At 73.6% G+C, this 25460-nt stretch carries 24 protein-coding genes and 6 pseudogenes; 14 read left to right on the top strand and 16 right to left on the bottom strand.

The annotated features are described in order from the left end of the window. Positions 1-39: 39 nt before the first annotated feature. The 3 genes and pseudogenes from DA06_RS13455 (at position 40) to DA06_RS13445 (ending at position 2695) form a co-directional block, all read left to right on the top strand. Complete coding sequence (locus DA06_RS13455) at positions 40-1332, top strand: hypothetical protein (protein WP_043500886.1); 1293 nt, start codon at positions 40-42, stop codon at positions 1330-1332. Positions 1333-1420: 88 nt separating this feature from the next. Beyond that, positions 1421-1777 carry a winged helix-turn-helix domain-containing protein gene (locus tag DA06_RS13450; protein ID WP_043500884.1) on the top strand — a complete coding sequence of 119 codons (357 nt, stop codon included), beginning with the start codon at positions 1421-1423 and terminating at the stop codon, positions 1775-1777. After that, positions 1774-2695: pseudogene (locus DA06_RS13445) on the top strand (cation diffusion facilitator family transporter). Before DA06_RS13450 ends, DA06_RS13445 begins: the two are co-directional and overlap by 4 nt. Before the next feature lie 548 nt (positions 2696-3243). Here DA06_RS13445 and DA06_RS13440 read toward each other — a convergent pair. Both DA06_RS13440 and DA06_RS13435 read right to left on the bottom strand, forming a co-directional pair. After that, a complete protein-coding gene (locus tag DA06_RS13440) occupies positions 3244-4371 on the bottom strand; it encodes a ferrochelatase (RefSeq protein ID WP_043500877.1) in 1128 nt (375 codons plus the stop codon). Further along, positions 4368-4751 carry a hypothetical protein gene (locus tag DA06_RS13435; RefSeq protein ID WP_418605234.1) on the bottom strand — a complete coding sequence of 128 codons (384 nt, stop codon included), beginning with the start codon at positions 4749-4751 and terminating at the stop codon, positions 4368-4370. The genes DA06_RS13440 and DA06_RS13435 overlap by 4 nt, the downstream gene beginning before the upstream one ends. Here DA06_RS13435 and DA06_RS13430 point away from each other — a divergent pair. Next, positions 4750-5094, top strand: a complete 345-nt coding sequence (locus DA06_RS13430; protein WP_418605233.1) for a hypothetical protein — start codon at positions 4750-4752, stop codon at positions 5092-5094. The genes DA06_RS13435 and DA06_RS13430 overlap by 2 nt on opposite strands. Positions 5095-5149: 55 nt before the next feature. On the opposite strand, the gene DA06_RS13425 is transcribed toward DA06_RS13430, so the two are convergent. Then, positions 5150-6544, bottom strand: a complete 1395-nt coding sequence (locus DA06_RS13425; protein ID WP_043500867.1) for an FAD-binding oxidoreductase — start codon at positions 6542-6544, stop codon at positions 5150-5152. A gap of 354 nt (positions 6545-6898) precedes the next feature. Then, positions 6899-7090: a 50S ribosomal protein L28 gene (gene rpmB, locus DA06_RS13420; RefSeq protein ID WP_139929421.1), complete on the bottom strand. Its 192-nt coding sequence runs from the start codon at positions 7088-7090 to the stop codon at positions 6899-6901. Here rpmB and DA06_RS13415 point away from each other — a divergent pair. Beyond that, positions 7025-7693: pseudogene (locus tag DA06_RS13415) on the top strand (DAK2 domain-containing protein); the annotation flags it as partial. The gene rpmB and the pseudogene DA06_RS13415 overlap by 66 nt on opposite strands. A 93-nt stretch (positions 7694-7786) precedes the next feature. Here DA06_RS13415 and DA06_RS13410 read toward each other — a convergent pair. Beyond that, positions 7787-8230: pseudogene (locus tag DA06_RS13410) on the bottom strand (MFS transporter); the annotation flags it as partial. Between the two features lie 314 nt (positions 8231-8544). On the opposite strand from DA06_RS13410, the gene DA06_RS13405 reads away from it, so the two are divergent. Further along, on the top strand, positions 8545-8814 hold the full coding sequence (locus DA06_RS13405) for a type II toxin-antitoxin system VapC family toxin (protein WP_052436737.1): 270 nt from the start codon (positions 8545-8547) through the stop codon (positions 8812-8814). A 43-nt stretch (positions 8815-8857) separates the two neighbouring features. On the opposite strand, the gene DA06_RS13400 is transcribed toward DA06_RS13405, so the two are convergent. Both DA06_RS13400 and DA06_RS13395 read right to left on the bottom strand, forming a co-directional pair. After that, entirely contained in the window at positions 8858-9265 is a 408-nt protein-coding gene (locus DA06_RS13400) for a TIGR03668 family PPOX class F420-dependent oxidoreductase (RefSeq protein ID WP_043500857.1), read from the bottom strand. Positions 9266-9304: 39 nt separating this feature from the next. After that, positions 9305-10486, bottom strand: a complete 1182-nt coding sequence (locus tag DA06_RS13395) for an FAD-dependent monooxygenase (protein WP_043500855.1) — start codon at positions 10484-10486, stop codon at positions 9305-9307. A gap of 173 nt (positions 10487-10659) precedes the next feature. On the opposite strand from DA06_RS13395, the gene DA06_RS13390 reads away from it, so the two are divergent. Continuing rightward, positions 10660-11355 (top strand): hypothetical protein, encoded by a 696-nt coding sequence (locus tag DA06_RS13390; RefSeq protein ID WP_052436736.1) that lies wholly within the window; start codon positions 10660-10662, stop codon positions 11353-11355. Positions 11356-11562: 207 nt separating this feature from the next. On the opposite strand, the gene DA06_RS13385 is transcribed toward DA06_RS13390, so the two are convergent. Next, a complete protein-coding gene (locus DA06_RS13385) occupies positions 11563-12426 on the bottom strand; it encodes a potassium channel family protein (RefSeq protein ID WP_043500853.1) in 864 nt (287 codons plus the stop codon). Between the two features lie 107 nt (positions 12427-12533). Next, positions 12534-13763: a metal-dependent hydrolase family protein gene (locus DA06_RS13380; RefSeq protein WP_043500850.1), complete on the bottom strand. Its 1230-nt coding sequence runs from the start codon at positions 13761-13763 to the stop codon at positions 12534-12536. A 79-nt stretch (positions 13764-13842) separates the two neighbouring features. Here DA06_RS13380 and DA06_RS13375 point away from each other — a divergent pair, with 79 nt between their 5' ends. Together DA06_RS13375 and DA06_RS13370 are read left to right on the top strand one after the other, a co-directional pair. Beyond that, on the top strand, positions 13843-14709 hold the full coding sequence (locus DA06_RS13375) for a hypothetical protein (RefSeq protein WP_043500849.1): 867 nt from the start codon (positions 13843-13845) through the stop codon (positions 14707-14709). A gap of 31 nt (positions 14710-14740) precedes the next feature. Beyond that, positions 14741-15439 (top strand): annotated as a pseudogene (locus DA06_RS13370) (sodium:solute symporter family protein); the annotation flags it as partial. 96 nt (positions 15440-15535) lie between these two features. Here DA06_RS13370 and DA06_RS13365 read toward each other — a convergent pair. From DA06_RS13365 to DA06_RS13335, 7 genes and pseudogenes are all read right to left on the bottom strand, one after another. Further along, complete coding sequence (locus tag DA06_RS13365; RefSeq protein WP_418608330.1) at positions 15536-16642, bottom strand: hypothetical protein; 1107 nt, start codon at positions 16640-16642, stop codon at positions 15536-15538. Continuing rightward, complete coding sequence (locus DA06_RS13360; protein ID WP_418605232.1) at positions 16600-17379, bottom strand: dynamin family protein; 780 nt, start codon at positions 17377-17379, stop codon at positions 16600-16602. Before DA06_RS13360 ends, DA06_RS13365 begins: the two co-directional genes overlap by 43 nt. Before the next feature lie 88 nt (positions 17380-17467). Next, positions 17468-18622, bottom strand: coding sequence for an IniB N-terminal domain-containing protein (locus DA06_RS13355; RefSeq protein ID WP_043500848.1), 1155 nt, complete (start codon positions 18620-18622; stop codon positions 17468-17470). Positions 18623-18782: 160 nt separating this feature from the next. Continuing rightward, positions 18783-19091, bottom strand: coding sequence for a helix-turn-helix domain-containing protein (locus tag DA06_RS13350; RefSeq protein WP_418605231.1), 309 nt, complete (start codon positions 19089-19091; stop codon positions 18783-18785). After that, positions 19063-19626 carry a hypothetical protein gene (locus DA06_RS13345; RefSeq protein ID WP_418605230.1) on the bottom strand — a complete coding sequence of 188 codons (564 nt, stop codon included), beginning with the start codon at positions 19624-19626 and terminating at the stop codon, positions 19063-19065. The genes DA06_RS13350 and DA06_RS13345 overlap by 29 nt, the downstream gene beginning before the upstream one ends. A 188-nt stretch (positions 19627-19814) precedes the next feature. Continuing rightward, positions 19815-20015 carry a glycerophosphodiester phosphodiesterase gene (locus DA06_RS13340; RefSeq protein WP_418605229.1) on the bottom strand — a complete coding sequence of 67 codons (201 nt, stop codon included), beginning with the start codon at positions 20013-20015 and terminating at the stop codon, positions 19815-19817. Between the two features lie 113 nt (positions 20016-20128). Next, positions 20129-20779 (bottom strand): annotated as a pseudogene (locus tag DA06_RS13335) (glycerophosphodiester phosphodiesterase family protein); the annotation flags it as partial. 182 nt (positions 20780-20961) lie between these two features. Between DA06_RS13335 and tatA the strand changes: the two are divergent. The 5 genes and pseudogenes from tatA (at position 20962) to urtA (ending at position 25449) form a co-directional block, all read left to right on the top strand. Beyond that, entirely contained in the window at positions 20962-21276 is a 315-nt protein-coding gene (gene tatA / locus DA06_RS13330; RefSeq protein ID WP_043500842.1) for a Sec-independent protein translocase subunit TatA, read from the top strand. Between the two features lie 51 nt (positions 21277-21327). Next, positions 21328-22059: a twin-arginine translocase subunit TatC gene (tatC, locus tag DA06_RS13325; RefSeq protein ID WP_043500839.1), complete on the top strand. Its 732-nt coding sequence runs from the start codon at positions 21328-21330 to the stop codon at positions 22057-22059. Positions 22060-22061: 2 nt separating this feature from the next. Further along, positions 22062-23096 (top strand): diacylglycerol kinase family protein, encoded by a 1035-nt coding sequence (locus tag DA06_RS13320; protein WP_052436733.1) that lies wholly within the window; start codon positions 22062-22064, stop codon positions 23094-23096. Continuing rightward, positions 23093-24013, top strand: a complete 921-nt coding sequence (locus DA06_RS13315) for a DEAD/DEAH box helicase (protein WP_418605228.1) — start codon at positions 23093-23095, stop codon at positions 24011-24013. Before DA06_RS13320 ends, DA06_RS13315 begins: the two co-directional genes overlap by 4 nt. A gap of 174 nt (positions 24014-24187) precedes the next feature. Then, positions 24188-25449 (top strand): annotated as a pseudogene (urtA, locus tag DA06_RS13310) (urea ABC transporter substrate-binding protein). The last annotated feature ends 11 nt before the right edge of the window (positions 25450-25460 follow it).

The raw sequence follows: 25460 nt of genomic DNA, 5'->3' as shown, positions 1-25460 counted from the left end.
GCGTAGAACCGGAAGCGTGAGCATCTCGAGGACGCGCCCGTGAGGGCGACCGCGCTGTACGAACGCCTCGTCCGCTTCCCCGAGGGCTCCGGGAGCACGGTGCCGGACCGGGCGGTCCGCGACATCCCCGGCAACGGGCTGAGGCAGATCATCGCGCAGGCGCTGCAGAGCACCGGCGACCAGGTGGTCAACGCCAAGACCGTGCTCCCGTGGCTGTTCGCCGCGCTGGGCGCGCCCGCCGCCCTGATCGGCCTGCTGGTGCCGGTCCGCGAGTCCGGCTCGATGCTCCCGCAGGCCGCGATGGTGCCGTGGGTCAGGCGGTACCCGGTGCGCAAGTGGCTGTGGGTCGCCGGTTCCTCCGGGCAGGCGCTCGCCACCGCGGCGATGGCCGTCACGGCCGCGACCGCCACGGGCACCGCGGCGGGCCTCGCGGTCCTGGTGGCCCTCACGGTCTTCTCGCTGTCGCGGGCGCTGAGCTCGCTCGCCAGCAAGGACGTGCTCGGGCGCACGATCCCCAAGGGTCAGCGTGGGCAGATCACCGGCCTGGCCACCGTCCTCTCCGGCGTCGTCGCGATCACCGTGGGACTCGGGATCCGGCTCCTCGGGGGCGACGACGTCGGGCCCCTGGTGGTCCTGCTGGGCGCCGCCGCGCTGGCGTGGGTGGCGGCGCTCGTGGTGTACGCCGGCATCCGGGAGCCGGCCGAGGAGCCCGCCCCGGCCCGGGCCGACGGCGCGGGCTGGGCCTCCAGGTCCGTCGCCCTGCTGCGGGACGACGCGACTTTCCGCCGCTTCGTCGTGGTGCGCACGCTGCTGCTGGTCTCGGCGCTCAGCCCGCCGTTCGTGGTGGCCCTGGCGGCCGAGCACGGCGGCGGCCTCGGCGGGCTCGGCGCGTTCGTCATCGCCTCCGGCGTCGCGAGCCTGGTGGGCGGCCGCATCTTCGGCCGCTGGGCGGACCGCTCCAGCCGGGGTCTGATGACCTTCGGCGCCGGGACCGCCTCCGCCGTCATCCTGCTCTTCCTCGCCGTGCTCCTCGTGCCCGGAGCGCGCGGGTGGACGCTGCTCTACCCCGCGGCCTACCTGCTGCTCGCGCTCACGCACACCGGGGTGCGGGTGGCACGCAAGACGTACGTGGTCGACCTGGCCCACGGCGACCGGCGCACGGAGTACGTGGCCGTCGCCAACACGACGATGGGCGTGCTGCTCCTCGCGGCGGGCGCCCTCTCCAGCGCCCTCGCCCTGCTCGGCGCCGAGGTGGCGCTGGTGTTCCTGGCGGTGCTGGGCCTGGCCGGGGTGCTCGCGGGGCGCTCGCTGCCGGAGGTCAGCGCCCGCTGAGCAGCCGAGCGCCCGCGGCAGTTAGCATCGCTCTGTGGCGATGAAAGCAGATGTCGGCGATCGCGTCAGCCTGCGTACGGGCAGTCCTGTGACGGCTGCGGCGGCAGAACCCGCCGAGCCCCGCGGCCTCGGACCGGCCGCGGCGCTGTTCCACAGCCTGTCGGACCCCACGCGGCTGGCGATCCTGCAGCACCTCACGGCGGGCGAGCACCGGGTCCGCGACCTCACCGACCACCTCGGCCTCGCCCAGTCCACGGTCAGCGCGCACCTGGCGTGCCTGAAGGACTGCGGCCTGGTGGACTCGCGCCCGCAGGGCCGGGCCTCGCTGTACTTCCTCACTACCCGTCGCCCGCTTCTCGCGCTGCTGGCCGCGGCCGAGGAGCTGCTCGCCCTCACCGGCTCCGCCGCCACGCTGTGCCCCACGAACTCCCCGGAGCAGCGATGACCGCTCACGACCACGGCCGGGCCGTCACGCACGCCGTCAACCGCAGGCGACTGGCAGCCGCGTTCGCGGTCACCGCCACCATCCTCGTCGCGGAGGTCGTCGGCGCCTGGTGGACCGGTTCGCTCGCGCTGCTGGTCGACGCCGGTCACATGCTCGTCGACGCCGGCGGTCTCGGGATGGCGCTCGTGGCGGCCAACCTCGCCGTCCGGCCGGCGACGGCGGAGCGGACCTGGGGCTACCGGCGCGCCGAGGTGCTGGCGGCCGCGGCACAGGCGCTCGTGCTCTTCGCCGTCGGCGTGTACGCCCTCATCGAGGGCATACGGCGGCTCTCGGCGCCGCCGGAGGTGCCCGCCGGCGGCCTGCTGGTGTTCGGCGTGGTCGGCCTCGCCGGCAACGTCGTCGCCATCGTCGTGCTCGCCGGGGGGCGCACGGACAATCTCAACATGCGCGCCGCGTTCCTCGAGGTCCTCAACGACGCGCTCGGCTCGGTCGCGGTGATCGTCAGCGCGGTCGTCATCGCGACCACGTCGTTCGAGCGCGCCGACGCCATCGCGGCCATGTTCATCAGCCTGCTCATCGTCCCGCGCACCCTGGTGCTGCTCCGGGAGTCCACCGACGTGCTCCTCGAGGCGACCCCCGCGCGGCCTCGACCTGCAGGCCGTACGCGGGCACATCCTCGAGCTGGAGCACGTCGTGGACGTCCACGACCTGCACGCCTCCCAGATCGCCACCGGACTTCCCGTGCTCTCCGCCCACGTGGTGCTCGAGGACGCGTGCTTCCACGACGGCCATGCCCCGCACGTCCTCGACCAGCTCCAGGCCTGCGTCGCCGAGCACTTCCCCGTCAGCGTCGCGCACTCGACCTTCCAGCTCGAGCCCGCCGGGCACGTCAACCACGAGCCGCACCACCACCACTGACCAGGGGCCGGCCGTCCCGCTCGCGCCGCGGCTCCCCCCACGCCGCGCCGGGTGGAGAATCGAGAGGTGGAGCCATCGCGGTGGCGCCCCGCCCTGCCGCTGATGCTGGCGACGACGACGTCGCAGGCGCTGCTGGTCGTCCTCGCACCGCTCATCGTGGCCGTGGGCGAGGACCTCGGCGCGCCCGTCGCGGCGGTGGGCCAGGCGCGCTCCGTCACGGCCGTCGTCGCCATCGCCGTCTCGCTCCTCCTGACCTCGCGGCCGGCCCGGTGGACCGTACCGCGGCTGCTGCTCATCGGGGCATGGCTGGCGGTGGCCGCCTGCGCGGCGGTGGCGTCCGCCGGCTCGGTCGCCGGCTTCCTGGCCGCGCACGTCGTCGTCGGCCTGGCGTTCGCGCTGCTGCTCTCGGGCAGCTTCGCCGGGCTCGGCGCGTTCGACGGCGGCCGTCGCGCCTGGGCGGCGGGTCAGGTGGCCGGGGCGAACGCCCTGGCGTGGGTCGTGGTGAACCCGGTGGCGGCCGCGCTCGCCGGGTGGTGGTCCTGGCGGGCTCAGCGGGCGGCGACCGGCATCTCAGCGGGGGCGCCGCAGGCGGCGGGCACGCCGGAGTCGGCGCCTGCGCGCAGGCGGCAGCACCCCGGGGCGCACACGTCCCGCCAGGGGCCGAGAGCACCGGCGGTGGCCCTCTCCGACTGCTCGCCGCGCTCGGACGCGGCGCGCTCGACCAGCAGGTCGACGAGGCCCGCGACGAACTCCGGCGCCGTGCCCGCGGTCGCCGCCCGCTCCATGCGCATGCCGAGCTCGTCGGCCGTCTCGCGTGCCTCGGTGTCGAGGTCGTAGATGACCTCCATGTGGTCGGAGACGAAACCGATCGGGGCGAGAACCACGTGCTCGGCGCCGTCGGCCTTCAGGGCGGCGAGGGTCCGGTTGACGTCGGGCTCGGTCCACGGGGTGAACGGCGTGCCGGAGCGGGAGCAGTACGCGAGCTCCCACGGGATCTTGTGGCCGAGGCGCTCTCCCGCCCGTCCGGCCACGACGGCCGCGACGTCGAGGTGCTGGGCCGAGTAGCTGGCGCGCGTCTCCGCCCCCGAGGCCACCTCCATCGTCGTCGGGATGGAGTGGGTGACGAAGACGAGCGGCGCCTGCGGCGACGGGGCGGTGCCGAGCCGCTCGTAGGCCGCGACGACCGCGTCGGTGTTGGCGGCGACGAAGCCCGGGTCGTTGAAGTAGGCCCGGATCTTGTCGACGGCGAGCCGGCGGCCCTCCCCGGCGAGCGTCGTCAGCGAGGCCGCGATGTTCTCCCGGTACTGCCGGCACCCGGAGTAGGAGGCGAAGGCGCTGGTCACGATCGTGAGGACGCGGCGGGCGCCGGAGTCGTGCAGGTCGCGCAGCACGTCGGTCAGGTAGGGGTCCCAGTTGCGGTTGCCCCACACCACCGGGACGTCGACGCCGCGGGCCGCGAGCTCGGTGCGCAGCTCGGCGAGCAGCGCCTTGTTCTGGTCGTTGATCGGGCTCCGGCCGCCGAAGGAGTAGTAGTGCTCGCCCACCTCCTCCAGGCGGGAGTCCGGGATCCCGCGGCCGGCGGTGACGTTGCGCAGGAAGGGCACGACGTCCTCGGGCTTCTCGGGGCCGCCGAAGGACAGCAGCAGGACGGCGTCGTACGGGGTGAGGCTGGTCATCTGGCTCGTTCTGTCTCGGCCGGCACGGTGGCCGGGGGCGGCGCCTCGGTGGAGGCGAGGATCGGGGCGGGAACCGGCGCCTCGCTGGGGGCGACCACCGGAACCGGCGTGTCCACGGACGGCAGGATCGGGGCGGCGACCGGCACCGCGGGCACCGTCAGGTTCCCGTCGGCCTCGTCGGGGCCGGCCACGCGGACCCCGAGGGCGACCTCGAGGGCGCGCAGGTGCTCCTCGGCGCGCCCCTCCCGCCCGGCGGACCGGGCGAGCACCGTGGGCTCGTGCACCAGGCGAGCGGCGAGGCGGCGGAGCGCCTGCGCGGCTCGTTCGGCGCTGACGCTCGCCGCCGGCCCGGCCGCCGCCGACGCCGGAGCCACCGCCATGATGGACGTCTCCGACGGGCTGCTGCGCGACGCCACGAGGCTGGCCCGCAGCTCCGGCGTCGTCCTCGACCTCGAGCCGCTGGAGCGTTCCGTGCCGGGCGATCTCGACCGGCTGCGCGACGCGGCGGCCCGCATGGAGACGGACCCGGCCGCCTGGGCGCTGACCGGCGGCGAGGACCACGGGATGCTCGCCACCTTCCCGGCCGGCGCCGCGCTGCCCGAGGAGTTCCGCCGGCTCGGCACCGTGCGCGCCGCGGACGCCGGGAACCCGGCCGGGTCGGTCCTCGTGGCCGGGGCCCCGCCCGCCGTCACCTCGCTGGGCTGGGACCACTTCCGTCAGTGACGGCCCGGCAGGGGAGACACCTTGCGCGACGGCGCCGCCGGCAGCCCAGGAGCTGTCAGGCCGGGACGACGTTCTGGTTGAGGTGGAACAGGTTGTCGGGGTCGTAGCGGGTCTTCAGGCCCTGGAGCCGCCGGTACCGCCGTTCGCCGTACGCGCGGCGCACGCGTTCCTCCCCCTCGGTCATGAGGAAGTTGGTGTAGGCGCCGACGGCGTGCGGCGCCAGTGCGTCGAACAGCCGGTGCACCCACTCGCGCTCCGGGCCGTGGTCGTCGGCGGTGAAGGCGTTGCCGTTGATGTTCACCGTGTGGGAGACGTGCCGGCCCGGGAATGCCGTTGCGTCGGCGTCGACCCGGGAGGGAGCGCCGTCGCCCGTGTGGAAGTAGTTGAAGGAGCTCAGCGGGGAGCGGATCAGGGGCGCCTGCTCGGCGAAGATGTCGATCACGTCGTCGGTCAGCGGGCCGAGGTCGCAGGACCGGAAGTAGTAGTGGCGGCCGGGCGGGAACGACGGGTCGAAGGTGGCCTGGTGGGTGACGTAGGGCTTGGGGAAGCACAGGTCGAGCAGCGGGGTGCCGACGCGGCGCAGCGGGGCGACCACACGTTCGCCGGCGTCCGGGTTCCCCGCCCAGCACACCATCACAGCGGTGACGTGCCGCCCGTGCAGCTCGGTGGGGATGGTGGGCAGGGCGGGGGCGCGGCGGTGCACCACGACGGTCCCGAGGTCCTCGGGCGCTCCGGCGATCCACTCGCGGTAGAAGCGCAGCACCTCCCGGGTCTGCCCGACGGGCCAGAAGACGGGCCCCGCGAGCACGGTGGGGCCGACGTCGGCGAGCCGGTACTCGAACTCCGTGACGACGCCGAAGTTCCCGCCCCCGCCCCGCACGCCCCAGAACAGGTCGTGGTTCTCCGTCTCGCTGGCGCGGACGAGGGAGCCGTCCGCCGTCACGACGTCGACCGCCACCAGCCGGTCGAGGGTGAGCCCGTGGCGCCGGGTGAGCCAGCCGATGCCGCCGCCGAGCGTGAGTCCCGCGATGCCGGTGTGCGTGACGATGCCCGAGGGCACCGCGGTCCCGAACGCCTGGGTCTCCCGGTCCAGCTCGCCGAGCAGCACGCCGCCCTGCGCGCGGACCGTGCGGGTGCCCAGGTCCACGCGCGTGCCCTTCATGAGGGAGAGGTCGACGACGATGCCGTCGTCGCACGTGGACAGGCCGGGGAAGCTGTGCCCGCCGCCGCGCACGGCCACGGTCAGGCCGGTCTCGCGGGCGAGGCGGACGGCGGCCATGACGTCGGCGACGCCGGCGCAGCGGGCGACGACGGCGGGGCGGCGGTCGATGGCGCCGTTCCACACGTGGCGGTGCTGCTCGTAGCCGGGGTCGCCCGGGCAGAGGACCTCACCCCGGAACTGCGCCGACAGGTCGGCGAGATCGGCCCGCGTGACCGTCGTCGTGCCCATCCCGACCTCCCCGTCAAAGGTGCGGTTCCCACGATTGTCCGCCGCGCCGTCGGGACCGGCGAGGAGCGCCGGGGCGAACGGGACCCGATTCCGGGCGCGGGGGAGGGGGGACGCCGGGGCGCGAAGGTGGCCGCGCGGCACGGGGAGGCCGCCCCGGGGCGCGGGGAGCGGGGTGCCGGGGGCACTGGACGCCGCCGAGCACGAAAAGGCCCCGGGCCGGCGAAGGGCCCGGGCATGCGAAGGGCCCTGGCATGCGAAGGGCCCGGGTGCCGCGAAGGGTCCTGGGCATGCGAAAGGCCGCCGTCCCCTCGACGGGGGAGGCGGCCTCAGCGGTGCGCGTCGCCGCGCGACGCGTCAGATGGCGCGGGTGACCTTGTCGGCCTTGAGGCACGAGGTGCACACGTTCACGCGCTTCGGGGCGCCGTTGACGAGCGCGCGCACCCGCTGGATGTTCGGGTTCCAACGGCGGCTGGTCCGCACGTGGGAGTGCGAGACGCTCTTGCCGAAGCTCGGGCGCTTGCCGCAGACGTCGCAGGTGGCAGCCACGGTCGTTCTCCTGATCTTCTCGCTGACGCACCGCCGGGGCGGCGGCACGCGGTGTCGGTGAGCCCGGGCGCAGGCGGATGCCAGCCGGGTCGGGCAACCTGGCAAGAGTACCCGAGAAAACTCCGGCGCCTCAAACGGCCCGGAGGCTCGCCGGCGTGGGATCCGACACAGGGCCGCGCCCTCGCGTTCCCACAGCCGTCCCGGCCCGTGTGGGCGACGGCGGATAACCTGAGGATCGTAGACGACCGGCGCCGGGCCGGTCCGGCCGAGCCGCGTCGAGGGGAGCCCGTGATCACCAGCCTCGCCGTGCTCGACGCTCCGGCCGTGCGTCGCTGGTTCGAGCACGCCCTGCGCTCCCTGCTGCTCGTGCGCGAGCAGATCGACCGTCTCAACGTCTTCCCGGTGCCGGACTCGGACACCGGCACGAACCTGGTGCTCACGCTCGCGGGCGCCGCCGAGGCCGTCCGGCCGCTGGGCCCTGACGCCGACCTGGCCACGCTCACCCGTGCGGCCGCGGACGGCGCCCTCCTCGGTGCGCGGGGGAACTCGGGCATCATCGTCGGTCAGTGCGTCCGTGCGCTCGCCGTGACGCTGAGCGGCCGCCCGGTGGCCGGCCCCGCCGACGTGGCCGCCGCGCTCGGGGTCGGCACCCGGGCGCGGAGCACGGCGAGCAGCACCACTGGCGGCCGCCCCCGGCACCGCCAGCACGAGGAACGCCGGCCAGAGCGCACCGGTCGCGGCGATCACGGCGGCCATGACCAGCGGCCCGGCGAACGCGCCCACCTGGTCCATCGCCTTGTGCACCCCGAAGCCGCGGCCGCGCCCCACCTCGACGGCGACGTGCGCGAGCAGGGCCGACTTGGACGGGCTGCGCACGGCCTTGCCCGACCGCTCGAGCAGGATCAGCACGATCCCGACGGCGAGGCCCGCCCCGCCGAGGAACGGCGTGACGGCGAGCAGCGGCACGCACACCGCCGTCAGGCCGTAGCCGAGGATCGTCAGCGCCCAGTACCGACCGGTGCGGTCGGCGAGGGGCCCGAACACGAACCGGAGCACCAGCGCCATCGCCTCGCCGGCGCCGGTCACCAGGCCGACCACCAGCGCGCTCGCGCCGAGGGCGGCGAGCAGCGGTCCGTACATCGAGCGGGCGCCCTCGTAGACCATGTCCGCGGCGAGGCTCACCCCGCCGAACATGACCACCACCCGCCAGGCGTCCAGGCGCGGGCTCGCATGTCGGCACAGTAGTCGCGGCCGGCCCGCCCGGCCGTTCCGCGCCGCCGCGGCCGGCCTCGCCTCCTGGCAGCAACCTGTCGTGGCCGCCACTGCCACCGCGGACCGGCCTCTGCCGCGGAGTGCGGGCCCGTACGCTCGGACGAGGCCGGACAACGGAGTCCGGCCGAGTTCGTCGACGCCGTTTTCCGCATGGCGTGCGACGTCCGAACGCGGACGGGATTGTGCCTCGGGCGCGGTGCGACGCAGGCGCGCTCGACCAGAGACGCGCATGCCTGGCGCTCGACGATCTGGTCGCGCTCCCGGCGGAGCGCGCGCCGCACCGACCGCTGCTCGACCGGGTGTGGCAGCTGCGCGCGAATCTGACGGTGTACGACGCCGTCTACGTGGCCCTCGCAGAGGCGCTCGGTGCCGTGCTTGTGACCGGGGACCAGAGACTCGGCAGCGCTCCGGGCCCTCTCTGCGAGGTGGAGGTGCTCGAGCCACCGCACTGACCGCGATGCGCCCGGCGCCCGGCAGGTGCGCCGGAGCTCGGCGTCAGGCCGCCCACCCGCGCCAGCACGTCACCTCGATCCGCACGAGCGGCCCTGGGGGAGGCGTCGCGTACTGCGGGTACTTCGCCACCAGCGCGGCGATCGCCGTCCGGGCCTCCGGCGTCCCGTCCGCGTCCACGACGCCGGCGGCGCCGTCGGCGCGTACCCACCACAGCGCCGACCAGTCCTCCTCGTAGTGGTCCACTAGCACACTGACCGCCGGGTGCGCCGCGATGTTCGCGAGCCGCTGCAGCGCACGGGTCGACTTCGGCTTGTCGTCGACCGCGGTCCACACCACGTCGCCGACGAGCACGAACGTGACCGGCACGAGGTGCGGTCGCTCGTCGGGCCGTACTGTGGCGAGCCGGGCGACGCGGGCCGCGGCGAAGCGCTCGCGCGCGCCGTCGTCCATGCCCCCACGGTAGGACGACGGCGCACGCGCGGCTCGGATCTACCGGGCGATCCGTCCCGCGACGCGGCCGGCCACGAGCCGGTCCAGTCCCGGCACACGGGTCGCCCGCACGATCCACCGGCGCAGGAGGCGCTGAGCCCCGTTCGCGGGGAGGAACGACCATGCCGCGCGCCGCCCGGCGGCCTGGGCCTCCGCCACCACGGGCCGCCAGCGTCGCTCGAACTCGGCCAGGGCCGGCCCGATCCGGTCCGGCGAGGCGACGGGCCCGAGCACGTCCCCCAGCAGTGCGGCACCGGCGATCGCGAGCGAGCCGCCCTGACCCGCGAGGAGCGACACGGCCCCGCAAGCGTCCCCGACGAGAACGGTCCGGCCGCTCTGACAGCCGGGCATGACGATCTGGGCGACGACGTCGTCGTACGGACGCTCCGGGCACAGCTCGAGAAGCCGGTCGACGGCGTCGCCGAGCCCGGTGAACTCACGGCGGAGCCGCTCCCGCGGGCTCGTGGTGTCGCCGCTCGGCCCTGCCGGGTCCCGGTAGACCATGAGAGCCGCGACGTCGCCCGAGCGGAGGCTGTAGAGGGCGGCCGTCCTGTCGACGGTGTCCGTGAGGACGAACCGGTTCCCGATGCGGGCGTTCAGGACTGGTTCGGTCACGACGAAGGCGGCGGCACGCATGCCTAACGGGCGCAGGTACTTCTCCTCGGGACCGAACACCTCGGCGCGAACCCGCGAGTGGATGCCGTCGGCGCCGACGAGGACGTCCGCGTCGAGCGTCCCGCCCGGCGGGTCGCCGGCGACGACCCGCACGCCGTCGTCGCTCGTGCACACCCGGGAGACCGGCGCACCGTAGCGGACGCGCACGCGGCCGGGGGCGACGTCGTCGAGCGCCTCCAGGGCCGCACCCTCCAGGTCGGGACGCAGCAGGCTGAGCACCTTTCCGCCGGCGAGCCGGGCGAACTGGCCGTAGTCGAGGCTGGCTGTGGTCCGTCCGGCGGCGTCGACGTACGCCGCGGCCTCGACGCGGTAGGCCACCGCCGCGAGCCGGGGATAGAGGCCGATCCTGTCCGCCGCGTCTGCTCCGGGACCGAAGAAGTCCATCATGTAGCCGTCGGTGCGCGGAGCGGTCGACCTCTCCACCACCTCGACGTCCCAGCCGGCCAGACCGAGCTGACGCGCCGCCACGAGGCCGGCGATGCCGGCCCCGGCCACGATGGCCCTCATATCCCGATTCTGACTCGGTCCGCAGCCGGTCGAGGGCAGTTCACACGGTGGGCCCGCTTCCCAGCCCCGTCACAGGTCCGTCCCGGGGTCGTCCCAGCGACGCCCTGAAGTATCGGGCGGGCGGGACATCGAAACCCCGGCCCACCGCAGCCGGACGACTGGAAGGAACCACCATGCGCAGACTTACCGGAGCCCTGGCCGCGGGCGCTCTCGGCGTGGCCGGGATCGTCGGCCTCGGCATCGTGCCGGCCTCCGCCGACACATCGACCGGCACCACGACCACCGACACCGCCGTGGACGGCCTCGCCGAACGGGTCCAGCGGATCCGTGACGCGCTCGCCGGGCTCATCACGGACGGCACGATCACCGAGGGCCAGGCCGACGCCGTCGCCCAGGCGCTCGGCGAGTCCGAGGCGCTCCGCGGCCCCCACGGCCACGGACCCATGGGCGGAGCGTCGCTGACCGCGGCGGCGGAGACCCTGGGCCTGACCGAGGAGGAGCTGCGCGACGCGCTCGCGGACGGCAGCTCCCTCGCCGACGTCGCCGAGACCAACGGGGTGACGACGGCGGAGCTCGTCGACGCGCTCGTCGCGGCGGCGCAGGAGGAGATCGACGCGGCGGTCGCCGACGGCCGCCTCGACCAGGACCGGGCCGACGAGATGACGGCGGACCTCGAGGAGCGCATCACCGCCATGGTCGACGGCGACCTGCCCGGCCCGATGGGCGGCCACCACGGACCGCGGGGCGACTGGGCGGAGGACGACCCGACGGGCGACGGGGCGGACGAGGGCCAGTCGGGCGAGGACCAGAGCGACGACTCCGCCGACGGCGCCACGGCCGAGACCACGTCGACGGTCTGGACCGCCTGACAGCGCGCCGGGGATGACCACCACCGGGTAGGGGCTTGGCGCCGGAGGGAAGCGGGACGTCGCTCCGTCCGGCGAGGCGCCGGGGTGGACGGTCGGAGGCGCGGCCGGACTGCGGCGACGTGGTCCGGCCGCGCCTCCGGCCACCAGGGCTGTCCGGCCCTTCGGTGGCACCGGCCGCCTCCGCAACCGCGGCGGAGGGCCGAGGGATCACCGGTCCGTCTGGGCCGCGGAGTAGGCGGCGAGGACCTCGGAGGTCGAGCCGTCGGTGTGGAGGAACTGCTCGTCGAGCACCTGAGCGAGGTCGTTCAGGGCCTTCAAGAGGCGCCTGGAGGCCAGGTGCACGTCCTGGCGGTCGGACTTCTCCGCGGCGAGCGCCAGCTCGTGGGCGTACCCGATGGTGACGGCGAGCGTGGCGTCGCGGGAGGACTCCTGGAAGAAGTAGCTCTCGGTGTACTGGGTAAGGTCGACACGGATCTGGGCGACGCTAGCGGTCAGGTCGTCGAGGATGCGCGCTGCGGTGACGTCGGTGAGCTTGTCGAGATCCTCGAGCATCCCCGCCTCCTCCAGCGTGGCCAGCCGGAGGGAGAGCGTGCGGCGACGGGTCAGGGCCGGGTACACCTGCAGCACCCACGAGACCGCTGCGGTGAGCAGCGCGAACCCGACCATGGCCTGCAGGGGCGCCACCAGGCGCAGCCACGGCGTGGTCGGCACGATGTCGCCGAAACCGAGGGTGGTGACCGTGACCATGGAGACGTAGAGGGCGTCGACGACCAGCGACCCGCGCCCGGGGTCCAGGCCCGGCCCGTAGCTGAACGCGTCGGGCAGGTGCGGCCAGTACACCAGGGCGCCGCCGATCACGACCAGCGACGCCCACGCGAGGATGACGGTGGCCATGGCGAGCGGTCCTGCCAGCCGGCGCAGCCGCCCGCCGAGGTGGCGGGTGAGGCGCCACACGAACGCCATGAGCGCGTGGCTCAGCCGTCCCTGTCCGCTCGGGTGCCACAGGGTGTGGAACACGTCCCACACCACGGCGGCCGTCACGGCGGCGCCGATCAGGGAGAGAAGTCCCACCGGTCCTCTTCTCTGTCGACAGCGGAGACGTGGTGGTCGGCCCGCTCGGGCAGGCCGTGCTCCACCATCTCCTCACGCGGACCGCGACGGCCGCCAGCGGGGCGGCCTCAGAGGCGGTCGACGACGACGTTCCCGTCCTGCAGCACCATCCTCAGACGGCGGTCGGGCTCGGCGAGCACGGCGATGTCCTCGAGCGGGTCCCCGTCCACCAGCAGCAGGTCGGCGGTGGCGCCCTCGGCGATCACGCCCAGCTTCCCCTCGGCGCCGAGCAGCTCCGCCCCGACGAGCGTCGCCGAGCGGAGGATGTCCGCCGCCGGCTGCACCTTGGCGCGGATGCTGAACTCCCCGCTCTGGTGACGGTGCATGGCACCCAGGAGGTCGGTGCCCAGGGCGATCTTGACGCCCCCGCGCCAGGCGATCTCCAGCGCGTGCAGGCCGGCCTCGAGAACGTCGGAGACCTTCGCCTGGCTGGCCGGCGGCAGGCCGGCCTCGGCGCCCTCGCGGTGCAGGTACTCGTAGGTGACCAGCGTCGGGACCAGGAAGGCGTCGTGCTCGACGAACAGCCGCACGCTCGACTCGTCGATGAGGTTGCCGTGCTCGATGCACCGCACGCCCAGCTCCAGGCCTCTGTTGACCGCCCGGGCGGTGTAGGCGTGCCCGGTGACGTAGCGGTTGGCGTTCGACGCCTCCTCCACGGCCGCCCGGACCTCCTCGGCGGAGAACTGCAGGGAGTCCACACGGTCGGTCGGGGAGGCCACGCCGCCGGAGAGCATGAGCTTGATGTGGTGGGCGCCGGTGCGCAGCTGGTGGCGCGCCGCCCGGCGCAGCTCGTCGACCCCGTCGCACACCGTGCCGATGTTGGGGCAGCAGGTATGGTTGTCGAGCACCTGGCGGCCCCTCGCGCGCAGGTCGGCGTGCCCGCCCGTGGGAGAGAGGGCCTTTCCGCCGAAGTGGACCTTCGGTCCTGCCCACAGGCCCTCTGCGACGGCCGCCTCGACGCCGTAGTCCGCCCCGCCCACGTCCCGCACCGTGGTGAAGCCCCGGTGGAGCATGCCCCTGAGGATCGCCCCGGTCTGGGCCGCGACGTAGTACGGCGAGTCCTCGGCCTGCCCGCCCAGGTCGGCGGTGCCGGCCGTGACGTGGACGTGGGCGTCGATGAGGCCGGGAACGACGTGGAGGCCCGAGGCGTCGATCTCCGTCGCCGAGCCCGGCGCCCGGAGACCGCTCCCTACCTCGGCGATCTGGTCGCCGACGACCAGCACGTCCGCGGGCCGGCTCTCACCGCCCTCGACGTCGCACACCGTGCCGCCCCGCACCAGCAGAGTCCGATCCGTCATCCCGCAGTCCTTTCGCCGAGTTTCGGGCATGCTGCCAGTTCTCGCACCAAAGGTGCAAGGAACGTTGCAGTATGTGCGGATGAGCGAGAGCCTGCCGGCCTGGATCCGCACCCGCCTCGGGGACCGCACGCCCGGGAGCGGGACGGGGAGGGTGCTCCACGCACTGGCCACCCACCCGCGGAAGATGTCGTTCGCCAGTACCGCCGAGGCGGCGGCTCTCGCCGGCGTCAACGCGGCGACGGTGGTCCGCGCCGCGCAGCTGCTCGGTTTCGGCGGATGGCCCCAGCTCCGCGCGGAGGTCCGCTCACGGTTCCTCTCGGGACTGTCCGCCTCGGCCGTGCTCGCGGAGCACGCCCCGACGGACGAGGGTCCGGTGGGGTCCAGCCTGCGCCGGGACATCCAGAACCTGCACGACCTGGCGCTGCTCATCGACGACGCGCAGATCGAGCGCGTGGCACGGCTGATGTTCGACGCCCGGGTGACGGTCGTCCTCGGCTCCGGCAGCTACGCCGGCCCGGGGATCCAGCTGTCTCACCTGGCGCAGCTGATCGGCCACGACGTGCGCCTGCACCAGGTGGCGGGCACCGGCCTCTACAACGCGGTCAACCTGCTGGGGCCGCAGGACTGCCTCGTCGCCTTCCACCTCTGGCGCTCGCCGTGGGAGGTCATCAACGCCGTGCGGACCGCGGCGGCCGCGGGCGTGCGCGTGGTCCTCGTCAGCGACCAGACCGACGAGGTGTCCGCGCTGGCCGACGAGGTGCTGCTGGTGCCGAGCGAGGGGGCGAGCATGTTTCCCTCGCTCACGGCCACCACCACCGTTGTCCAGGCGGTCTTCGCCGCCATGGTCGCCGTCGACCCCGCCGGCGCGGCGGCCGCCACCGACCGCGTCGAGGAGATCTGGCGTCGCTACTCGCTCTTCCCCGAGCGGTCATCAAAACCGCAATGACTGTTGCACGACGTAGGTCACACCCTGTTTGATGTCCCCACGCCGCCGGCGGGGCCGTGTCTCCGCGGCTGGTGGAGGCGCACCCGTCACGCCTCCTCCGCCCCTTCACCGCCGGCCCACTCCGACCGCTGGGGGCTCGATGCAAACCGTGCACGTGACGATCGTGGTGCTGTACCTGCTTCTGATGATTCTCGTCGGTGTCTGGTTCAGCCGCTCCAAGGTGATGTCCACGGGCGACGACTTCATGTTCGCCGGCCGGCAGCTGCCCCGTCCGGTCATGATCGGCACCCTGCTGGCGACCTGGGTCGGCTCGGGCACGATCATCGGCGGCGCCAGCTTCGCCTACAGCTACGGCCCCTTGGCGTCGATCTTCTTCCTCGGCGGCACCCCGGTCGGCATCTTCGTCCTGTACCTCATCTCGAAGCGGATCCGGCGGCACTCGACCTACACCGTCCCGGAGCTGCTGGAGCGGCGCTACGGCGTCGGGGTCCGGATGATCGCGGCCCTCATCACACTCCTCGCCTACACCGGCATCGCGGCGTACCAGTTCACCGGCGGCGGGTACATCCTCAGCGTGATCACGCCGCTCTCGCCCGAGGCCGGAGCGATCGTCGTGGCGGTGCTGGTCACCTTCCTCGCCGTCGGCGGTGGCCTGAAGTCGGTGGCCTGGAGCGACTTCTTCTCCGCGCTGGTCATCGTGCTCGGCCTCATGGCCGCACTGCCGATCGTGCTGGGCGGCGAGATCGGCGGGTGGAGCGAGTTCCGGCAGGGCCTGCCGGAGACGCACACCTCCCTCACCGGCGGTCTGTCCGCCCTCCAGCGCCGGTCACGCGTGCCCCGCCGGCGCCGGCTCCTGCCCGACCAGCTGGGCCTGCGCGCGGAACCGCTCCACCGTGGCCAGCTCCGCCCGCAGCTCCCGGATGCGGACCTCGCGTTCCGCGGCGAAGGTGCTCGCCGCCTTCTGGGCGGCCTGGACGGAGTCGGCGAGCGTGCGGTGGTGCTCCTCGGCGAGCTCGGTGAAGTGGTCCCGGATGGCGCGCTGGACCGCGCGCAGCCGGTCCCTGAGCTGCTTGCCGACCTGGAAGATCACGTCGTCGGCGGCGCGCCGCACGATGGTCTTGGCCTCCGCCTGGCGGCGCTTGAGGCGCGTCTCCCGATCCTCCCGGTAGGCCTTGGTGCCGATGAGCAGCCCCGCGCCCACGGACAGCGGGTTCACCAGCGACATCCCGAGCAGGCCGGTCAGCAGGCCGAACATGAGGACGCCGCCGTAGGAGCCGCGCATCCCGACGAGGATCTTCTGCCCCGCGCCGAGGTGACCGGGATCGAGGAAGGGCACCGGCTCGACGGGGTCGAGGACGCCCTCGGTGTCCCCCGTGCGCAGGTCCGGCAGCCGCAGCTCCTCGAGGGAGAAGTGGTCGGCCACCCGGCGTGCGAGCCACTGCGAGCGCTCGTCGGTCCAGACGAACGTGTCGGAGACGGCGGAGGCGGTGCGCTGCTCGAACCAGTCGGAGAACTGGTCCCAGACCGCCCCGGGGTCCCCCTGGTCGATCGCCTCCTCGGCCTCGCGCAGCACCGAGCGCATCCGGTCGCGCAGGTCGTGCTCCATGTCGGCGATGAGGTCCGTCATGCCGTCGGAGAGGGTGAGCTGCCAGCGCGCGCTGCGACGGCGCTGGTCGTCCGCCCTGGCCTTGGCCTGCTCGAGCTCGACGAGCAGCCGAGGTGTGGTCGTCGGGTCCTGCAGCGCCTGCAGCTCCGAGCCCACGGACAGGCGCAGGCTGTCCGCCGTCGAGAGAAGGTCGTGCGCGGCGGACCGGCGCGCGAGCCGCTCGGCCTGGCCGAGCACGTCCTGGCGCAGGTAGCGCACCAGCGCCGGGAACCCGGACTCCTCGTTCAGCTCCCGGTCCCGCTCCCGGGCCGCGTGCAGCCGGAGCACCGAGGAGACGGGGGATGAGGGGGGATGCCTTCGGCGACGGCGTCCAGGTGGGCGCGGTCGAGCTCGACGATCCGGCGCCAGTCCGGGTAGATGTCGGTCTTCGTCACCACGCACGCGACGTGGGGGCAGATCCGCATCGCCTGGCGCAGGAACCGGATCTCGGGCTCGGTGTACTCCTGGGAGGCGTCGGAGACCAGCAGGACGACGTCGGCGCTGGGCAGGGCTGTCAGCGTCGTCAGGGAGTGCGCGGAGTCGAGCCCGCCGACGCCCGGCGAGTCGACGACCGTCAGCCCGCCGGCGAGGATGGCCCGCGGGAGAACGACCTCGGCCGCCAGCAGCCGTCGCTGGTTGCCCGGGTTCCCCCGCTCCGAGACGTACGCGGCGAGCTCCTCCAGCGGGACGGGCCGGCGGACCGGAGGGGCGTCGTCGGCCCCCTGCCGTCCCTCGGGCGGGGCGAGGACGACGGCGGAAGGTACCTCCCCGTGGCGCACGATCGTGGGGAGCGCCGTGGCGACGTCGTCGTCGACGGGGCACACGGGCGCGTTCACCAGCGCGTTGACCAGGAGGCTCTTGCCCTGCTTGAACTCGCCGACGACCATGACGCGCACGTCCGGGTCGAGCAGCCGCTCGCGCGTCTGCTCCAGTCGCCGCGCGAGATCGGGGCGCCCCTCACCGCACAGGGTGACGCCCTGCTCGACCAGTTTCACCAGCTCCACGTCGGCCCCCTTGCCGTCCATGGACCAATGACACCACAGAGGGCCCGGCGACGGACGGGGGGGACGATGGGCCGCCGGGCCCGGTGCAGTGGTTCCGGTGCTGGTCAGGTCAGAGCTCCACCTCGCCTTCGTTCAGGGAGTCCTCGACGTCGACGTCCACTGCGTCGTCGTCGCTGGTGAAGGAGTCGTCGACCGTGAAGGAGTCCTCGACGGTGAAGGAGTCCTCGACCGTGAAGGAGTCCTCGACGTCCACGTCCGTCTCGTCGTGGCTGTCCGTCGCGTCCCCGCCGGCGATCTGACCGGAGTTGTCGAGGTCGAGGTCCACGTCCGTCTCGTCGTGGCTGTCCGTCGCGTCCCCGCCGGCGATCTGGCCGGAGTTGTCGAGGTCGACGTCCACGTCGGTGTCGTCGTCGGTGAGGTCGTCGCCGGCGGCCTGGCCCCCGCCCTCGGCGTGCAGGGCGTCACCACCGGCGATCTGGCCGGAGTTGTCGACGTCGACGTCGACGTCCGTGTCGTGGTTCTCGCCGCCGCGGTCGGCGTACTGGCCCGAGTTGTCGATGTCGGTGTCGTCGTCCTCCACCGATCCGCCCCGGTCGGCGTAGTTGCCGGAGTTGTCGATCTCGTCGGAGAAGTTGTCGTCACCGACCACCACGGTGGCGCCGTCGTCGGCGTCGACCCACGTGTTCGTGGACTCGTCGTGGGAGTTGTCCACGTGAGCGTCGTCGCCCGCGGCGACCGCGTGGTCCCCGGAGGCGATGACGGCGTCGTTGTCGAACAGCTGCACCACGTCGCCGTCCGCCCAGATGTTCTGGTTCACCGACTGGTCGGTGACGGTGTCGCGGTCGTCGATCCTCGAGGTGTACGAGTAGTTGTTGACCACGTAGCTCAGCTGCTGCACCGCGTGCGCGTGGTCGTCGTCGTAGCGGTCGTGGTCGTCGTCGTAGCGGTCGTGGTCGTCGTCGTAGCGGTCGTCGTGGTCGCGGCCCGGGCGGTCGTGGTCGTCGCGGCCCGGCCGGGGGACGTAGCCGCCGGCCTCGGAGTCGTTGCCGCCGGTGTCGTAGCCGCGGTCGAAGGAGGAGCCGACCCGTACGGGCGCGTAGTCGAGGATCACCGGCATCACGGCCTCGACGTCGTCGGTGCAGACGTCACCGAGACCGGCCTCCGCGAGAACCTTGTCAGGATCGCTCCGGAACGCGGCAGCCGCCTCCGGGTCGCGCAGGATCTTCATCAGGAACTCGAGGAGCATGTTGGCGATCGTGGTCATCGGGTCTCCCTCGTCGTCGAAGTGGTGCGCCAGACCACTCGTGGCCGGCTACCCACGAACGTACGAAGGCCGATGGGGGAAAGCATCGGGGGCCCCTCCCCTACGGAGGTGCGACCGCGTGGGGATCCGCCCCGGCACGACCAAGGGGGTGAGGGGGGACCTACTCCCCCAGCAGGGCGCGCAGGCGGGTGAGCATCTCCGCCCGGGTGTCCACGCCGAGGCGACGGCGGATCCGGGCGATGTGGTGCTCGGCGGTGCGCGGGGAGATGAAGATCGTCTCCCCGATCTCCCGGTAGGTCTTGCCCACGAGCACCAGTCGCGCGACCTCCTTCTCGCGCGCGCTGAGCCCGGTCTCGTCCACGACGCCGACCGGTATCCCGGTCGGGGTGGTGCGGGCGCCGTCGTCGGGCGGGCGCACGTCCGCCGCGGAGGGGTGCAGGTCACGTGCGCAGGCGAGCAGCCGCGTCATGTCCGCCCGCTCGGGCGCACGGGCGGCGGCGTGGCCGGCGAGCCGCGCGCCGTCCCACGCCAGGCCGACGGCGGCCAGGCCCGTGGCGGCCCGTTCGACGGTGGTGACGTCGACGTCGGCGCTGAGCACCCGCACCCACGCGCGGCCGGCCGCCGCCAGGGCGGCGGCGTAGGAGCTGGTGGCGGCGGCGGTGACGAGCCCCCGGGCGTGCGGGGCCAGCCGGGGAGGGCTGCCCGGTGAGGATGGCCGCCTGGACCCCGGACCAGTGCAGCGGTGCCGTCCACACCGACGGGCCCCCCAGCCGCTCGAGCAGCTGCCACGCGTCGGCCAGGTGCGGCTCGAGGCGGTGCTCCTCGTGCAGGCGCGCGCCCGCCATGAGCAGCTCGCCGAGCGGCAGGAGACTGAACAGGTCGACGGGAAAGTGCAGGAGCGCCTCGCGGGCGCGGGCCCAGCCGCGCACGAGGCCGGCCGCGTCGTCGGACCGCCGTGCGATGCCGACCTCGAGCGCGATGCGGATCATCTCGTCGCGCGGCACGAGCTCACCGTCGGCCGCCTGCAGCGCCGCCCCGTACCGTGCGGGAGCGGGTCAGGGTCGCCCGCTCCGTCCGGCGGCAGGGTCGGCTCGAGCGGTCGGCCGCCCGCTGGCGTCGCCACGGCCTGCTCGGCAGCACGCCGGCGCGTCGGTCGTGCGCGGCCGCGGCGAGTGAGAGACCGGGCGACCCTCTACCGCAGCACCGGACGGCCCTGTCCGGGGTAGTCGGTGATCAGGCCGTCCACGCCCGCCTCGATGACGAGGGCGAGATCCTCGTCGGCGTTGACCGTCCACGGCACGACGGCGATCCCGGCGGCGTGCGCCCGCCGGACGAACGCCCGGTCCGTGACGAGCCGGGACCGCGGGTCCGCGGTCGTCGTCCCGTAGGGCACGGCGTAGGCGGGGGGCGACCGCGACCGCGCCGAGGGCGAGGGCGGCGGAGACGAGGTCGCCGTCGTGGTCCTCGTACCGCGCCGCGGACGTCCAGGGGCTGCCGGGGGGAGAAGGTCCGGTCGTCGGCGAGTGCGACGAGCGGCAGGTGCGGGGCCGCCCGCCGCGCGTGCTCGAGCACGCGCCAGTCGAAGGACTCCAGCAGCACCCGGTCCGCGGCGCCGGCCGCCTCCACGCTGTCGGCGACGGCCGCGAGAAGGTCCTCGGGGGCGCTGCTCAGCTCCGGCCGCGTGGGGTCGCACTTGACCTCGACGAGGAACCACACGTCCGGATCGACCTCGCGCACGGCGTGCAGCACGTCGGTCAGCAGCGGGATCCGCGTGCCCGGGCGCGCCTGCTGGCCCGGGAACTGCGTCAGCGTGCGCCGGCCGACGTCCAGGCACCCGAGCTGCCCGAGCGTCAGGTCCACCACGGGTGTGCCGACGTACGGGAACGCCGGGTCCGACGGCGTGGCGGGGCCGGTGTCGACCGCCTTGTCCGCGCCGGCCACGAGGTCGTGCCAGACGACGAGGGCGCCGTCGGCGGTCAGCTGGACGTCGAGCTCGAGGGTGCTGGCGCCGAGCGAGACGGCGCGCAGGAAGCTGGGCACGGTGTTCTCCACCACGAGGCCCCGCGCACCACGGTGGCCCTCGATGTCGACGAAGCCCGGGCGCCACGGCCCGCGCGGCCGGTCCGGGGCCCGCGTCGTCGTGCGAGGTACGTCCATCCCTCGGCCCCTCCTCGGTCCGGCGGCTGTCGGAAGGTCCCACCCTGACCCGTCCAGGTGAACGGCGCGACCGTCGCGGGTGAACGTCGCACGGCGCCTCCGCGACGGCGGGGTGAACGTCCGTGCGGCCTCCCGCGGGCGTTATTCTCGTGCCAAGACCTCCCACGAACGAAGGTGCCTCGATGTTCCGCAACGGCTTGCAGCCATCGCACATCATCATCCTCCTGCTGGTGATCATCCTGATCTTCGGTGCCTCCAAGCTCCCGGACATCGCGTCGAACATCGGCAAGTCGCTCAAGGTCTTCAAGAAGGAGGTCAAGGAGCTGCGGGACGACGACAACGACGACCGGGCGGACACCTCCTCCTACACGGCGACCGGCGGCCAGCCGCCGGAGGGCACCAGGCCGCAGTACCCGGGGTCCCAGAACCCGACCGCCGCGCAGGAGCAGCCACCCGCCGGCGGGCAGTCCTCGCAGCAGTCTCCGCGCCAGCCCTGACGGGTGAGCGCGGTCAGCGCGCACTCGCGACGGAAGAACCCTGAGGGGCGCATGCCCCTCGGGGAGCATCTCCGCGAGCTGCGGAGGCGGCTCATGCTCGCCGCGGCGGGCATCGTCGTCGGCGCGGTGGGCGGCTGGTTCCTCTACCCGCCGCTCTTCTCGTCGATGGTGGCGCCGCTCGAGACGATCGGGAGCCTGAACTTCACCACGGTGGGGCAGGCGTTCGACCTGCGCCTGCAGGTGGCGCTCTTCCTCGGTCTGTTCCTCACGAGCCCGTGGTGGATCGGGCAGCTCTGGATGTTCGTCACGCCCGGGCTCACGCGCACGGAGCGTGTGTACTCGCTGTCCTTCATCCTCGCCGGCGCCGTGCTGTTCGTCGGTGGCGGGGGTCTCGCCTGGTGGGTGCTGCCGCACGCCGTGCAGATCCTCACCTCGTTCACACCCGAGCAGGCAGTCAACCTGCTCGACGCGCGCACGTACTTCGCGTTCTTCATGCGCGTCATCCTCGTGTTCGGGGTGGCGTTCCTGCTGCCCCTGGCGATGGTCGGCCTGAACTTCCTCGGCGTCGTCCGGGCCCGCGCCTACCTGCGGGCCTGGCGGTGGGCGGTGCTGCTGGCGTTCACGTTCACCGCCGTCGCGAACCCGCTGCCCGACGCCTGGTCGATGATCATCATGGGCGGCGCCATCAGCCTGCTCTTCTTCCTCGCGGTGGGTGTGTGCTTCCTGCACGACCGCCGCGCCGACAGGCGCCGCGCCGCCCACGACGCCGCGCTCGGGATCTGAGGGTGGGCGCCGGCACCGTCCACCGCACACCGACGCGGCGCGTGGGGCTCGTGCTCAACCCCACCTCGGGCCGGGGCCGGGGGGCGAAGGTGCGCGACCGTGTGGTGGCCGGTCTCGCCGGGGCCGGCCTGGACGCCGTCGATCTCTCGGGGACCGACCTCGCCGCCGCCGTCTCCCGTGCCCGGGCCGGTCTCGCCCAGGGGCTCGACGCGCTCGTCGTCGTCGGCGGGGACGGCATGGTCCACCTGGGCGCCAACGTCGTCGCCGGGACCGGGGTGCCCCTGGGCGTCGTCGCGGTGGGAACCGGCAACGACGTCGCCCGTGACCTCGGCCTGCCCGTCCACGACGTCGACGCCTCTCTCGCCGTGATCCGGGACGGACTGGCGTCGCTCTCCACCGGGACGTCGTCGGCCGCCGGCTCGACGGCGCAGGGTTCGTCGGCGACCGAACGCCTCGGCCCGGCCGGGGTCCGGATGGTCGACGCGGTCGCCGTCTCCCGTCCCGGCGGGCCGACCGAGCACTGGTACATGGCGGTCTTCTCCTGCGGCATCGACGCCGCCGTCAACGACCGTGCCAACCGGATGACCTGGCCCTCGGACGGCGGGCGGTACGTGCGGGCCCTGCTCGCCGAGCTGGGCGCCTTCCGCCCGTTCGGGTACCGGGTGACGATGGACGGCGAGGTGTGGGAGGGCGACGGCACGCTGGTCGCCGTCGCCAACACCCGCAGCTTCGGCGGGGGACTGCTCATCGCGCCGGACGCGGAGCCGGACGACGGGCTTCTCGAGGTGGTCATCGCGGACGGCCTGCGCCGCAGCGAGCTCCTGCGGATCTTCCCGCGCCTGTACCGGGGCACGCACGTCTCCCACCCGGCCGTTCAGGTGCGGCGCGCGCGCTCCGTGGTCGTCGAGCCGCTCCTGTCCCGGGGCGCGGCACCACCCGTCGCCTTCGCCGACGGGGAGCGGCTGGACGCCCTGCCGCTCCAGTGCGACCTCCACCCGCGTGCGGTGGGGGTGCTGGCACGTAGTCTCGGGGCATGAGCTCCCCGGCGGAACGCTACGCCGCCTCCCGACGTCGCCAGCAGGCCGAACGCAGCATGCTGGGCGCCTTCCGTCGTCGGCTGGGGTTCGAGCTCGACGACTTCCAGGTCGAGGCGTGCGAGGCGCTCGAGTCCGGGCACGGGGTCCTCGTCGCCGCCCCCACCGGCGCCGGCAAGACGGTGGTGGGGGAGTTCGCCGTCCACCTGGGCCTCGCCAGCGGCCGCAAGGCGTTCTACACCACGCCGATCAAGGCGCTGAGCAACCAGAAGTACCTCGACCTGGCCGCCGTGCACGGCAAGGAGAACGTCGGCCTGCTCACCGGCGACACGTCCATCAACGGCTCCGCGCCCGTGGTGGTCATGACCACCGAGGTGCTGCGCAACATGCTCTACGCCGGCTCGGAGACGCTGGACGGGCTCGGTTTCGTCGTCATGGACGAGGTGCACTACCTCGCCGACCGGTTCCGCGGGCCGGTCTGGGAGGAGGTCATCATCCACCTGGACCAGGGCGTCCAGGTGGTCTCCCTCTCCGCCACCGTGTCGAACGCGGAGGAGTTCGGCGAGTGGCTGACGATGGTGCGCGGCAACACCCAGGTGGTCGTCACCGAGCGACGCCCCGTGCCGCTGTGGCAGCACATGATGGTCGAGAAGCGCCTGCTGGACCTGTACTCCGCGCACGTCGACCCCACCGACGTGGGCGCGGACCCGCCGCTGAACCCGGACCTGCTCGAGGCGATCCGGCGCGCCCACCGCACCGGCTCGGCGCGCGAGGTGCCCGGACGCGGGCGCGGCGGGGTGCACCGCCTCGACCTCGAGGGGCGCGGCGCCGTCGCCCGCAGGCTGGACGCCGCGGCCCACACGTCGGCCGGCCTCGACGGGATCTGGCGCCGCTGGCGCGGCGAGTTTTCCCGGCCGTAACACGGCCGTTCCGGCCGTTAACAGTCCGGCACCGCCCGTAACACCACCGACACGGATCGACGCGTCTTCCGGAAACACGGCGTCCCTAGCGTTCCAGCACACGGAGCTCGACGCCCGCCGCGGCGACCGCTCCCGGACGCCCCGCCCTTCCGGGGCCAGACCCGAGAGGCACCCATGACCATCAGCACCGCCCGTCCGCGCGCCGGCCTCGCCGTGGCCGTCGCCGTCGCCCTCACCCTGTCCGCCTGCGGGTCCCGCGTCGCCAGCGGCGAGTCCGCGGCCACCGGCTCCGCCGGCGCCGAGTCGTGCGTCGACACCAGCGGGGAGACCGTCAAGGTCGGCTTCCTCAACTCCCTGTCCGGGACGATGGCGATCTCCGAGCAGACCGTCTTCGACTCGCTGTCCCTCGCGGCGGAGGAGATCAACGCCGACGGCGGCGTCCTCGGCAAGCAGATCGAGGTCGTCTCCGAGGACGGTGCCTCCGAGCCGACGATCTTCGCCGAGAAGGCCCAGAAGCTCATCTCCTCCGACTGCGTGGCCGCCACCTTCGGCGGCTGGACCTCCGCGAGCCGCAAGGCGATGCTCCCGGTCTTCGAGAGCAACGACGCCCTGCTCTTCTACCCGGTGCAGTACGAGGGCCTGGAGTCCTCGGAGAACATCTTCTACAGCGGCGCCACGACGAACCAGCAGATCGTCCCGGCGCTGGACTACCTGCGCGAGCAGGGCACGGAGACGCTCTTCCTCGTCGGCTCGGACTACGTCTTCCCGCGCACCGCCAACAAGATCATCGAGGCCTACGCCGCCGAGCACGGCATGGAGATCGTCGGCGAGGAGTACGCGCCGCTCGGGCACACCGACTTCGCCACCATCGTCGGCAAGGTCCGCGCGTCCGGCGCGGACTCCGTGTTCAACACCCTCAACGGCGACTCCAACGTCGCGTTCTTCAAGGAGTACAACAACGTCGGCCTCACCGCCGAGGAGATGCCGGTCATGTCCGTCTCCATCGCCGAGGAGGAGATCGCCGGCATCGGCCTGGACAACGTCGAGGGCCAGCTCACCGCCTGGAACTACTACCAGACGGTCGACAGCGAGGCGAACACCCGGTTCGTGGAGGCCTTCAAGGCCGCCTACGGCGAGGACCGCGTCACCTCCGACCCCATGGAGGCCGCCTACACCTCGCTCTACCTGTGGCGCGCATGGTGGAGGAGGCCGGCTCCTTCGACGTCGCCGCCGTCCAGGAGGCCGCCGACGGCACCACGTTCGAGGCCCCCGAGGGCACGGTCACGGTCGACGGCGAGAACCACCACCTCAGCAAGACCGCGCTGATCGGCCGCGTCGGCCCCGACGGGCTCATCCACACCGAGTGGAGCTCGGACGGCCCGATCGAGCCCGACCCGTACCTGGAGTCCTACCCCTGGGCCGAGGGCCTGTCCTGACCCACCCGGCC

It is taken from the genome of Georgenia sp. SUBG003 (assembly GCF_000715355.2).
GTDB lineage: Bacteria > Actinomycetota > Actinomycetes > Actinomycetales > Actinomycetaceae > Georgenia.
Note: the sequence above shows the minus strand (reverse complement) of the source record. Positions and strands in the feature narration are given on the sequence as shown.